At 38.1% G+C, this 12378-nt stretch carries 8 protein-coding genes; 4 read left to right on the top strand and 4 right to left on the bottom strand.

All coding sequences use genetic code 11. The annotated features are described in order from the left end of the window. On the top strand, positions 1-1063 hold a 1063-nt coding region (locus tag VB691_RS23715; RefSeq protein WP_323293999.1), incomplete at its 5' end, for a CHASE2 domain-containing protein. A gap of 63 nt (positions 1064-1126) precedes the next feature. Here the strand turns inward: VB691_RS23715 and VB691_RS23710 are convergent. Beyond that, positions 1127-1918 (bottom strand): DUF928 domain-containing protein, encoded by a 792-nt coding sequence (locus VB691_RS23710; RefSeq protein ID WP_323293998.1) that lies wholly within the window; start codon positions 1916-1918, stop codon positions 1127-1129. Positions 1919-2284: 366 nt separating this feature from the next. On the opposite strand from VB691_RS23710, the gene VB691_RS23705 reads away from it, so the two are divergent. From VB691_RS23705 to VB691_RS23695, 3 genes are all read left to right on the top strand, one after another. Next, complete coding sequence (locus tag VB691_RS23705) at positions 2285-4408, top strand: hypothetical protein (protein WP_323293997.1); 2124 nt, start codon at positions 2285-2287, stop codon at positions 4406-4408. A gap of 251 nt (positions 4409-4659) precedes the next feature. Further along, positions 4660-6336 (top strand): hypothetical protein, encoded by a 1677-nt coding sequence (locus tag VB691_RS23700; protein ID WP_323293996.1) that lies wholly within the window; start codon positions 4660-4662, stop codon positions 6334-6336. A 174-nt stretch (positions 6337-6510) separates the two neighbouring features. After that, positions 6511-7488, top strand: coding sequence for a hypothetical protein (locus tag VB691_RS23695; protein ID WP_323293995.1), 978 nt, complete (start codon positions 6511-6513; stop codon positions 7486-7488). Here the strand turns inward: VB691_RS23695 and VB691_RS23690 are convergent. The 3 genes from VB691_RS23690 to VB691_RS23680 form a co-directional block, all read right to left on the bottom strand. Further along, positions 7379-10393, bottom strand: coding sequence for a CHAT domain-containing protein (locus tag VB691_RS23690; protein ID WP_323293994.1), 3015 nt, complete (start codon positions 10391-10393; stop codon positions 7379-7381). The genes VB691_RS23695 and VB691_RS23690 overlap by 110 nt on opposite strands. A gap of 337 nt (positions 10394-10730) precedes the next feature. Next, the gene (locus tag VB691_RS23685; RefSeq protein ID WP_323293993.1) at positions 10731-11132 is read right to left on the bottom strand and encodes a hypothetical protein; all 402 of its coding nucleotides are present in this window, start codon (positions 11130-11132) and stop codon (positions 10731-10733) included. 310 nt (positions 11133-11442) lie between these two features. Continuing rightward, entirely contained in the window at positions 11443-12156 is a 714-nt protein-coding gene (locus VB691_RS23680; protein ID WP_323293992.1) for a phage tail tip lysozyme, read from the bottom strand. Positions 12157-12378 lie beyond the last annotated feature (222 nt).

The following is a 12378-nucleotide window of genomic DNA, read 5'->3' as shown; positions in this document are numbered from 1 at the left end:
CATTGAATTAGATATCGAGGGAGATTTACCCCAAAACCCTGGGCATACCGACTTGATAAAATTGTTTCAATCGACTCCCAACTTATTTGGCATTGAGAAAGTAATAGAGAACCAAGTTGCCGCTTCTCCTGTGTTGAGTAAACTGGGACAAGTAGGGTTTGCTGATCTAGTGGTGGATGCGGATGGAAAGGTACGTCGCGCCCTGTTATCTGTTACTCTTTCTGATGATAAGGTGCGCTACAGTTTAGCGGTAAAAATGGCACTGCACTATCTTGAAGCTAAGGGAATCACCCTAGAACCCCTTGACAGTGAGGGGCAGCCAGTCCAGCGAGTGCGCTTGGGAAAAGCTGTCTTTGAGCGGTTTACAGGCAATGACGGGGGCTATGTCCGCACCCAATCGGGAGGCTATCAGATTTTGCTCAATTTTCGGGGTAATCAGGAGAATTTTTCGACTTTTTCGCTGAGGGAAGTGTTAGAAAACAAAATACCTCCCGATAGTTTACGCGATCGCCTGGTGTTCATTGGCACGACAGCCGAAAGTATTAATGATTTATTTTACACCCCTTACAGTAGCCGACTATTCCGTTCTCCTGAGATGATGCCTGGGATAGTTCTCCATGCTAATATTGCCAGTCAAATAATTAGTTCTGCTATTGATGGACGGCCTCTACTTCGTGTTTGGTCTGATCCTCTCGAATGGCTGTGGATAAGCGCGATCGCTTTTGTCGGGACAGCAATAAGCTGGCAGTTTAAATTTATTAGGGCGATCTCGTTTAGTTGGTTGATCGCCAGTAGCGGACTTTTGGCAGGATGTTATTTCGCCTTTGTCTTGGGTTGGTGGCTACCTTTTGTTCCGTCATTTTTGGCACTTTCGGGGGCGACAGTTGTCTTATTTGTTATTACTAATAAGCAAAGAGATAGACTTCATTTTAGACTTACTTTAGCCTTGCTGTTAGAAACTTATCAAAAAGATCCAACCACTGGACGTATTGCTATTGAATACCTCAAACAGTCAGAAAGTCGAGAAAATCAAGCTTTTATTGAGCAGGAATTAGCAGAATAAACTTTCAAATTTAAGCTCACATTTGGCGGTATTTTTAAGGTAAGACTAAAGAATTATGTTCCTTTACAATTGAAGTGGCTTCGTTGCGATCGCATTCAGTCCCCCTGACTCCAAAAACTGTATCCAGATATCCGTCAAGTCTTGATTATTAGGTTGCTCACCGCGAAGGGGATATCTTCGAGATCGCTTTGCTTGAACCAGAGAAGTCAACGCATCATACCAAATACCTTGCTCCCCATACCAAGCAGCTTGCTCTAAAGCTGACCCCTGTTTTATGGTTGCAGATAAGGGAACACGACGCACCCAAGAGGCAATCGCAGGATCATTAGGGTTTGGTCTTTGCCCACAAACTAACACCACTGCCCACTGATAGGCTTTCCCTACTTCTAGGGGAGAGGAGTCGGGAGAAGGCCGAAGACTGATAATACCAGATTCACCAGTTATGGGGACAAAGGTTTGAGAATGATGTTTTGTGCCGTTTTCTCTAATACTTAACACAACTTGTTTAGCGGAGGTTTCTGGTATATAAACAAAAAAGGTTGGGCGTTCTGCTATGGTTAATCCAGTGTTAGTGGTAGGAACGAGAGGAACCATAGATGACCCCTCTGATGAAATTTTTGCCAGGTTTGTTGGGGTTGCATCCCCTGCACATTGCCCATCATGACGAGATCCTGCGCCCCTTGTTTGCTCTGGTTTCGGGTCATCCGGTGGCGGTTTGAATAAGACTCTGGTAAGTCTCCTATTCTGTCTGGTAGAAGGGTTGCTTGTGGGTTGGGCAATGGTGGGTACAGTGCCTAGAAGTAACAACCCTACGGTCATTAGATTGAGTAACCGTTGATTATTTAACATGGTCATTATTGTTCAAAACTAGAGAAGCGTTCCCACGCTTACCTAATTCTACTGAAGTAATGACCCCCTAAGTGCAAATTCTGGAAAGATCCGATTTTTTCTGACTTTTTTTTGATTCCTACCTGATAAAACCTGACTTTTTTTGATTCCCTGAAGCTTAAACCTGATTTTTTAACTCAAGAATACCTGACTTTTTCCCATTGTCGATTTCAGTATTTACCAGCATGATGGTTGATGCAAAGATGATTTTGCTTTAGTTAATTAGTCAATTAGGATTGATTACTTATCTGTTAAATGGTGTGTCCAATATTCAAGGGTGGACAAAATTACCCAAGTTTATTCAATCCTATATTTTGTCGAGGAGTGTTTATTGTGAAATTAAAAGATTTAGGAACAATTATCGATTTAAAGGGGACAAAAGACCAAAAGTCAAACCGATTAAGGAAATTCATGAAAAAGTTATACTCTCCAGTTGCTCTGGGTTTAAGTCTGAGTATGACGGTAGGTTTTGGGGGAGAAGTGTCTGCTCAAAAGAGTGCAGAGGGTAACATCAATATTACCGAACCTGCGTCTGGTGATCCCCCTCAATGTAAAGATTCTAAGTATTTTATAGAAGAAGTTGATGACGAGGGGATTCCTGTATTTGACCTCAAAACTGGGGAGCCTAAACAAGTTCTCGATAACAAACAAGCCACTGAAAGCGTTAAACTCTATCATCTTCGCCGAGCATCGAACATGGTAAAGATAATCGCTTCAATTGCCAAGGCTAATCCTTGTCTTCAAGATACTGTCATCGAACCGCAAAACAACAATGTAATTGTCCTCTATGGCTCTGAGGAACAGAGGGAAGAATTAAAACGAATTATTACTATGCTAGACTTGCGCCTTGAGGGAGTCAATATGGCGATGTGGGGAATACTCATATCCAGTGGCAACCCTCATGAACTGACGGCAGCTGTGCGTGATGTTAACAAAGAAATTAATACAACTCAACGTTTACTACGAAAGACTTATCAAGAATTTGAAGCAGGGTCCAGAAAAGATAATCCGAACAATAAACTTGATCAAGATTTTAAAAGATTATTTGAAGTAGTCCTTGGCTATCGGAAAATATTAGATGGAAATCATGTTTCGAGATCCATGATAGACATTTTGCTTACTATCAATGCAACGGCAGATCCGACTACAAGGTATAACGAAGCTGCCCAAAACATTTGCAAGCTTTTTTTTGAAAAAGACAAAAAGGGAGAGTATAAACCCTATATAGAGGCTTTTCAAAGACAACATGGGAAAGACGCAATTCCCTTCCGAAACTATATTGAAAGAGGTTTACATCAAAAAATCGACGATACAACACAAGACTGTAACAAGAAGTTTACGAACAAGGAAGATATATTGAATATAAACGGGAGGGCAAGAAAAGCCATTCTAGAGTTTGCTCTACATTATTCTGATTTACGCGATCGCCCCAGTGAATTTAATCCACAATCTTTGCAAGAATCTGCGGCTGCTTTGAATTCAGTTTTACAACCCATTGTTGATGCGATTAACCGCGATGTAGAAGAGTTGTTTATGGAACCCACTTTAGCTAGAATGCAAAACATTGTCGGGAACTATTGGGATGTATCCTATGCAGAAGTTGGTCGAACTACGGTTGCTGGGTTAAATGGACTTCCATCGGAAGTTACCTCAACAACCGTCAGTGCTTTTGATGAGACAGGGCCCTTAAGACTCAATGAACTCATCAAAGAAGCAGGTGAAATCAACTCATCCACTAAAGACTTATTACCTAATGTTAATTTTAGAGGCACTGATGTCCCGATTGCCGGGTTGGTAAGTGCAATTGCCGCCCTTGGTGCGGATAGATCCTTATTCCGAGCTTTAACATCAGGGGTTTCAATGAAAGTTACTCCTTCAGTATTACGCAATAGTGCATCTGCGGAACTCGATATTGATTTGACAACTGGGCCACCAGGGACCGAAGTAGAGAGAAAGGTAGGAGCAGTACGATCTGAACTGCGTCCTCTCTCCCGTATTACGCAGAATAGAGTAGATACAACCGTCTATGTCGATACCTTAGATGTTTTTGCTCTTTCTACTTTCAACAGCCAAACCACGATCGATGGAGGACGAACCTATATTCCTATTGTTGGAACAATCTGGCAGGGAATATTCAGTGGTATCCCTGTTGTTGGCGATTTGTTTAGTTGGCAAAATCCTCCTGATAATGTTCGCCACCAAAGCATTGTACTAACTAATTCGTTTATTGTTCCGACAGCAATGGGATTAGCTGGTTTGTATGCAAGTGAAGAATTAACGCCAACGGGAATAGAATTTCCTCGTCTGACATTTCGTGTTCGTTATCAAGCAGTTAAAAACTATCTAGATAGTCTTGAACGGAGGATTAATAGTGGTCAGCCACAACAGGAGACTAATCCTTCTGAGCTACAATTTCCTAATCAGCAATATCCGTCTTTTCCTGATCAGCAATTCTAGATAAGACAAATTCCTCATCTCTTTTGAAAATAGATGGTTTAATAGCGGTTTTCAGTTGGATAGATTATTCTCTACAGACCTACTAAGGCTTAGATCCTGTTAATTTTCGCTATTGATGTGAAAACCGCTATAAATATTTTTAATTGAGATGAGGTCAATACTGCTCGGTTAAAAGTAAAAACGCTCGCAGTATTGGATATAGGGTAACAGCAAATCAAACGAAAGTAGTTTATTAAGGAGAGAATTTGACAATGACGATTTCAAACAATCCGACAATCACAGAGAGAATACAATCTTCAATATTAGTGATAGTTGAAATTATTATTCTGTTGTCATTGGTTTTAGTTCCAGTTGCATTGTATGCTATTTTAAGTTTTTCGGTATTATGCGCTAAGTTTCTGTGGTTAGTATTAGTTGCTCTATTATTTATTTTTCCACTAATAGAAATAGTACGCAACAAGTCCTGGATTCAAAAAGTTGTGAAAAAATTAAATATAAATTCGATGTTTTCAACGATTTTAGAAACTGCGAACACAATATTTTCAAAGATTTGGGAAGGCACCAAAAAAGTGTATTTTAACTTCAAAAAAGATAAAAATAATTTGTTTATTATTGAATTGTTTAAAGGGAAGAAACTATCTGAAATATTACACGACTTTTTTGTATGGCGTGTAGCGATTATTAGTGGGCTAATTTTATTTTATTTTCCTCTCATCGCTCAATTTACCGGAGCCTCCAAATTCTTGCGAAATCTTTTTGTAATGGAAAGTGAGCCTCAACTAACTATGGTAATAGTAGTCACTTTTATTATTGCAACAATTATCATTTCACTACTAATGAGTATAATTATTTTGAGTCCTGAAACCCCACCGATCCGTTACAATGTAGACTTTATAATTAAACGAATAGTTGGAGCTATTGTTCTTTCTTTTCCGACCTATCTAGTCTTATATTTTAATAATAGTAAACCAGATGTTAATTGGTATTTTTTTTGGGGAGTAAGTATAATTCTCATCCTAGTATTCTTATTGTTTTATGTGATAATTGAATATAATCAAATCTCTGAAAACAAAGATGTCAATCCATTTTCTATTTTAAGAACAATAGATGAAAAAATTCTACATATAAATACTAATAATGCTGGCGATAAAATAGATTTGTTTTTAATATATGAAATATTAATAGGATTGATAATTTATGTCATAACTATTTATTTGAATTATCCAAAATTGGACGGAACAATTAATATACCAATTAAGTACCAAGCTCCTACCTTACTTTACATTTTATTAATCATTTGGATTGTGACTATTGTGTTGGGAGGTATTATCTATGTCTTTGATAAATATTCTGATAAATATCATAAACCAAATAATTCTAGTCCATCTAATTCACAGGAAAATCATCAAACGAATAAGCTTCAAAAATATCAATTCCACTGGCCTGTTATCCTCCTGTTAATTCTCTTTACTGCTTGTGGTTATAGAGCTTGGAACGTGGATCATTACTTCCAACTGAAAAATAGTGATGTAGTGATTAGTAACTATCAAAAAGACTTTAAAACAGCCATAGGAAACCGTCTCTGTCCAGAAGATTTTCAAAAAGAACAACGCTGTAATAAAGAACAATCTTTAGTAGTTGTTGCAGCAAGTGGTGGTGGTATTCAAGCATCTGGTTGGACAGCCCAAGTTTTAGCAGGATTACAGAATAAAATTGGAGAAGATTTTACCAAAGCTATTGGTCTAATTAGCTCTACATCTGGAGGATCGGTGGGGACAATGTTTTACTTGAATCAATTCAACGATCAAGGGATTCTCAGTGAACCTCAAAAATTAATTAAAAATGCCACAGATGACTGGTTAGATTCAGTGGGATGGGGATTAGCTTACCCTGATTTAGTAAGTGCTATTGGCTTTCCTTTTTTTTAATCTAATAAATATCTAGATCGAGGATATGCGTTAGAAAAAGATTGGGAAAGAACTTTAAAAACTCCTAATTTAACCTTAGATACTTGGTACAATAAAATTCTTACTGGCAACATTCCAATTCCTGTTTTTAATTCGACTCTAGTGGAAAATGGCCGCCGCTTTCTTATATCTCCTATGAAATTTATCCCTGGACAAATGACTCATTATCTAGATCCAAAATTACTAGAGAGTGATTCAGAATTATCTGAAGAAGATAAACAAAAAATCCAGCTATCAAGAGCCTTAGATTTTAGAACGCTGTACAATTACTGTGGTACACCAGAAGCTTCAACGTCCTGTACGTTAGATGTAACAACTGCTGCGCGGCTATCTGCAAGCTTTCCCTATGTTTCTCCAATGGCGCGTAATTACCCAGATAATCTAATTAAAGATTTTCAAACGGGTAAACCGATGAAAGATCCCACAACAGATAAAATAACGATGCATAATTATCACATGGCTGACGGAGGGTATTTTGATAATTCGGGTGCATTTACAGCGATAGAATGGCTAAATGACTTTTTAAAAAATAAACCCCAAGATGAATCAAAATGTAAAGAGAAGAATTACAAATGTCTGAACATCAAAAAAGTTGTTTTACTCCAAATTAATGCCTTTCCAGAAGAACCCTTAAAGTCACGAGAAGAAGGAGAAAAAGGACTTCTAACAGTTCTTAAAGGTTCACTAGATACATTGAGTGCTGTTCGTGACTCTACTCAAATTGATCGTAATATTCAAGCTGTCAAACTCCTCCAAGATAGTTGGAATGATAATGGTCACAACATCAACATTGGCAGATTTGCAATTTCTTTTCCTAAAGAAGATCACAATCAAAACAAGTATGATCAACCCCTATCTTGGCAACTCACTCAACATCAAAAAGATAATCTAAAAGACGCTTGGGAGAATGATCAAATAATAGAGAAAACAGTAAAGCGTATGAAAGCGTTTTGGAATAATGATCAAACAGAAGATAAAGAAGTTTCAGATGAGGCATTGCCAATTACAACCAATTTCCCACTAAAACAAAGGAAGCCCAGTAAAAAGGATGTTGGTATTGCGGAGAATGCAATAACGAAAGTTGTGCTTGACGCAATGCCTCTGCTTTACTAACCCCTGACTGGTTCAAAGTTTTATAGAATTGGGAGATTAAATCTGCCGTAGACTGATCTTGTACTGACCAAAGAGTGGCTAAGGTACTACGCGCCCCTGAACGCACTGCTACCCCTGCTAACCCTAACACTGCCCGTTTATCTCCCGTTGCTGTCTGACAAGCACTTAAAATTAACAGTTCAATGGGACTCCGTTGTTGGCCTTCCCTTTCCTGTAAAAATTGGTCTAAATTTTTAACATTGATTCGCTCATCCCAAGTCAATAAAAAAGTATCTTCTACTTGGGAAGAAAACTGTCCATGAGTCGCTAAGTGGACAATAGGAAAGGAAGTTGACTCAATTTCTTTTTGGAGGCGATCGCTGGTAAACTGCTGGTCTAACAAAACGAATGCTGAGACTATCTCGGAAATTTCTTTCATCTCTTCTTTCACCCCAGGTAACGCAGAAAACCCTTGACGCGCCTCAGCTATACCACCGGCCAGAATTTTTAACTGTTGTCGAGAAAGCGATCGCGGACTCAGTAATTGTAACCCAGGTGTCAAAGCAACATTATACTTTTCAATCAAATATTGTTGACCATCGTGAAGTGCTGCCATGGGTACACCGCTCAACAAACCATCAAGGACAAATACCAGGGTTTTGATCTTGTTTTCTGCTAATTCTGGTTCCAAGGGACGAATTAACCAGTCGTACAATTGCTGATGGGGGCGCAAGGGGTCAATATTAGAAATGTAGGGGTTTAAGTTGGCAAACATATCATCAAAAACCCGCTCAACTTCCCCTAATGCAGCATCGTCTGAACTCTTATTTAGGGCTGTATCAAATACTTGTTCTACTTCCCCTGATAAAGAATTATCATCAAATACTTGTTCTACTTCCCCTGATGCAGAATGATCATCAAATACTTGTTTTACTCCCCCAGATACACCATCCTCTGAACTCTGATTTAGGGCTGTTTCATAGTAGCTTAACGGCTTTCCTGGGAGGGATAAAATGACAGCGAGGCGTTTGGGCAACACAATAGAATAGATGACTGCTGCTTGGGGGTCAAGTTGTTCAACCTGTTGGGGTTCGGCATCGATGCAAGCTTCCCGAAAGAAGTTATTGAGTTCGGCTAATTGGAGTGATTCAATGATGTCACGGGCTTTTTTTAGGTTTTCCTGACTGATTTCTCCTAGTTTTCCCTGTTGGTTAGGAGAAGGTTGTAAGAGCAGATTTACCAATTCCCGATAGACGGGTTCTACACTATCACGGAAGTTAAATTGAATGTCTGCATTGGTAATAACTAAGTCCCGTCGCAGAGACTCAAGGATGTTCACCGCTAAAGTGTAAGGGGCGATCGCTTGATTAGCTTTCCCTTGGAGTTGATATAATCTTCCCAGTTGCCATTGCCACAAATAAGCTAGTTCGGGGTTATTAAAGGCAGAGATTTGTTGTAAGGCAAGTTCTGTTAACTGTTGCGCTTTAGTCATGTTTCCTCTTTGTTGGTAGGTTGCCCCCAAATAACCGAAGGCATTGGCTTGGGCTTGTTTATCTCCTAAGTTTTGAGCGTGGTTTAGTGCTGTTTCTATTAGTTGATTGATAGCTGGCCAAGAGGGAACTATTAATTGTTGAAGTTCCTTTGCATAGATGTCTTGAACTGTTTCTTTAATGATAGGACAAGATTGGAGGATAGGGGTTACAAATTGGTCGTTATCAGGTAGGAATGCAGAGTGAAGACACATTAAATTTTGTGCTAATTTAAGTTGAGCTAATACAACTTTTCGGCTAGATGGTAAGTTAGTCAGTTCAGATTGAATTTTATCTACTAGAGTCGGCACTTGATTCCACTCTTTCAGTTGTATCAAAAGACTTAATAAATTTAGCTGTGCTTGTATTTTTGTAATAGATGAAGTTCCTAATTCAGCTTGATGATAGCAAGCGATCGCTTGTTGATAAAATTGTTGGCTCGTCTGATATTTTTCTGATGGAATACAATTTGCTGACTGTATTGAATCAACTGATAACTGTTTTTTATTCCTAGCAATAGTTTGATTTCCTAAAACTCGTGTCGTATTACCTAAACTGAGAGCGATCTCTGCTAAATTTTCAGGATCTTCTATAGTTTGTGCTAATTGCCAACTTTTTAATAAAACGATTTCTGATTGTTTAGTTTGCCCTGTTACTCGTAAAACATTACCTAAGCTGCGTAATCCTAGTATTTGTAAAGAAATAGATATATTTTCTGGGAGTTGTTCTAGTTCTTCTTTTGATATTTGACAGTCTCGACTATCTATTTCTAAAGCTTCTAATAAAGTTTTGCAAGCTCTCGGATAAAGTCCTAACTCTTGCATGGCTTGAGCTTGGTTTATCTTGCTTTGAATTACTCCGTTATGATTACCAATGTTTTCATAATTTTTAGTCGCTTGTTGCCAAGTATTTAGAGCATTAGCTGACTCTCCTAATGCCAATTGTAACTCTCCTTTAATATCTAAAGTAGCAGCCAATATACGCTGTTGTACGGTTGTTTTTTCCAGGGGTTGTAAAATAGAAATACTTTGAGAGATAGCTGTTTTTGCCTCATTCCATTGACCCAGTTGTTGATAAGTCAAAGACAGATTACTCAACGCCATTGCCTGATTTAGTTTATCTCCTCCTGTAGCAAAAGTGTCAGCCGCTTGTTGCCAAATAGTTGCTGCTTCCTCAAATTGTTTAGCTTGATAGAGTTTTCTACCACGTTCAACTAACTGTAAGGTATCTTGTTGAGTTTGAACAATGGGGGTTGATAGGGAAACTTGGGCGACAAAAAGGGGAACTGCTATGGAAGTGAGAAATAGGAGGACTAACAGGATAAGCGATCGTCCTCTGTACAGTTTTTTGATAAGACTCGTTAATCTGGGCTTGAGTATAAGTTGTTTTCCCCGCATTTTCTGTCTCAATGCTCTCCCTTGAAGGGAGAAGTGATTGTCAATTGTTCCTTGTTGAAAGTATTTAATCTGTTACTGCTCTGTTGTTAGTAGCATGAGAACTGATCACCTCTTCACTTTTTTGTTCTATTTTATCATTTTTAGCCTCATTCTTCTGGATATGAGAGTTATTTATTTTACTTACTACTTTAAAACTTTCTTTGTATAATCCATCCTGCTCGCAAATCATGAAGGGTACAATGGGAAAAAGTCACGTATTTTTTTCTCTAAAAATCAGGTTGTATATTCAAAATGTAAGAAAAAGTCTGGTTAGATCAGAGCATCGATTAATATTGCACTAAGCTCCGCCACAACTATGTTGAGAATCTGGGAGAGTAAATGTTTTTTTTGTTCTGATGTTAGTTACAGTATAAACTTTTCCTCGATTGTCACCAGGAGGGCAGTTTTTAGGAATTGAAACTAAACATAATTTTACTGGATCTCTAGGCTTAGAAGATTCTGCTTCAGGAACTGTATCATAAGAAACTAGATAAATTCCGTTAGTAAATTCAATTGATGTTCCTGACCCCAAAATGGGTTTTCCTGTCACTCCATCTTCTAATCTAGTCCTAACCTTAGAAACAAAAGTATTACTACACTGTCCTACACGAGTTGGAGGGGGTGCTGCTTCCAATTTGAAGGAAAAAGTCGGAACACTTAAAATAATAAAAATTGCTGCTAAAGGGAATGTTGATTTCATATTATGACTCTCTCGTACCTATAGTGATAAGTAAAGATTGTTCTTTGTTGAGTAGATTAGATGTGGCTATGATTTTTACCGAAAAACTAATAAATTTAAAGGCGCGTCGTAACCAACTATCTTAAGTATTGTAGCTTATTATTATATATTTTGTACCAAGATGTTGAAAGAGTCGAGAGGAGAATAATAACTTTGTGAGAACTAGAGTTAATTTTCTAGTAAACTACAACGCTATTATCTCCATCTCCTAAAGTTTTGTCAGCAAAGCGAATCTAGATAATTGGAAAAACAGATCATCGCTTACTGATGACTATGTGAGGTCCTTTAGGATTTGTTCTGCGTACTGTCGACGCTTTCCCTCAATTCCGAATCGTTCATATTCTTTCATTCCTTGCATTGCTTGGTCTAGGTTTTTTGCATTGCGTAAAATGCTTCCAGCTTTTGATTCTGAACCATTTAATTCCTGAACGAAAAGATTGACTTGATTATGAATGTCAGTAGCAACACTATTCGTGAATGCAGGTACTTTATTTCGTCGGTCAAAACTCCATTGAAATAATCCTAAACCTTTAGGTGGTGGACCTTCCTGTGCGCGTGGATTAAATGAAGATTCTTGTTGTACACAACCCAGAATTGCTGCACACTGTACAGTAGAAAATCCATGACTTATCAATTCATTGTGAATTAGTCTTTTATTTCCTGAAAATGGTGATTTGCTATGGCCAGATCCGCCATTACCGCTACCGGAGCGCGGAATAATCTCTATTTCTGATGGTGACACTTTCAAGAGTGCCGCCCAAGTATTTTTACCGACAATGCCATCTTGTTGTAGAGATTTTTTGTCTTGAAAAAGCTTGACCGCTTCAAGGGTTTTGTTGCCAAACTTTCCGTCTATTGATTCGTTGGCTGCTAAAACTCCCCAATCTTTTAGGGATTTTTGCAGGATTTTTACTTCGTTAACTACTTGCGATGTAGTATCAGTAATACCATCATTAAATTTCAACACTATATGTGGGATTGTCATTAGAAATAAACTCCTTATTGTTGAAGTAAACTTTGTTTATACCGTCTATCATGCTGGTAAATTATCAAGAATGCAATGGGATAAAATCAGATATTAATCAAACAAAAAATCAGGTTGAATCGTTAATAATTAAATAAAAAATAGGAAAAAATCAGGTTGAATCATTAGTAACCCACATTCCGCACTTCAAAAAAGTAGCATAATCGTAGTATGAAATCAGGG

The sequence above is a fragment of the Crocosphaera sp. XPORK-15E genome (assembly GCF_034931425.1).
Lineage (GTDB): Bacteria > Cyanobacteriota > Cyanobacteriia > Cyanobacteriales > Microcystaceae > UHCC-0190.
Note: the sequence above shows the minus strand (reverse complement) of the source record. Positions and strands in the feature narration are given on the sequence as shown.

Excerpts from the sequence above, each read along its gene's own strand:
- VB691_RS23685 (WP_323293993.1), bottom strand. The coding sequence starts at position 11,132 with ATGAAATCAACATTCCCTTTAGCAGCAATTTTTATTATTTTAAGTGTT.
- VB691_RS23700 (WP_323293996.1), top strand. The coding sequence starts at position 4,660 with ATGACGATTTCAAACAATCCGACAATCACAGAGAGAATACAATCTTCA.
- VB691_RS23690 (WP_323293994.1), bottom strand. The coding sequence starts at position 10,393 with ATGCGGGGAAAACAACTTATACTCAAGCCCAGATTAACGAGTCTTATC.
- VB691_RS23695 (WP_323293995.1), top strand. The coding sequence starts at position 6,511 with ATGAAATTTATCCCTGGACAAATGACTCATTATCTAGATCCAAAATTA.
- VB691_RS23680 (WP_323293992.1), bottom strand. The coding sequence starts at position 12,156 with ATGACAATCCCACATATAGTGTTGAAATTTAATGATGGTATTACTGAT.
- VB691_RS23710 (WP_323293998.1), bottom strand. The coding sequence starts at position 1,918 with ATGACCATGTTAAATAATCAACGGTTACTCAATCTAATGACCGTAGGG.